We start from the raw sequence: 250 nt of genomic DNA on the forward strand, positions 1-250 counted from the left end.
CCAATCCTGAAATTGCCAAAAAAACTCGGCCATCCGCAACCACTGTCATATTTGGTGTCAGAGGTGAATAATTCTGTACCACAGCATCGACAAACATAGGTTCCATGCTGTTTAGTATTCCAATATTTACCTGTAAAAGGAGCCTCTGTGCCCTTTTGTCGGGTAATTTTAAATTCCTCTGGTGATAACTCTCTTTGCCATTCTCGGTCTGTTTTATTGAGTTTTCCCATCATTAAACTCCTTTAAATCT

1 protein-coding gene is annotated in these 250 nt (G+C 39.6%); it reads right to left on the reverse strand.

The features are described 5' to 3' along the window. Positions 1–233 (reverse strand): peptide-methionine (R)-S-oxide reductase (gene msrB, locus FLQ44_RS13595; protein ID WP_206208883.1); only part of this gene is annotated, 233 nt, incomplete at its 3' end. Positions 234–250 lie beyond the last annotated feature (17 nt).

The sequence above is a fragment of the Vogesella mureinivorans genome (assembly GCF_007644035.1).
Lineage (GTDB): Bacteria > Pseudomonadota > Gammaproteobacteria > Burkholderiales > Chromobacteriaceae > Vogesella > Vogesella mureinivorans.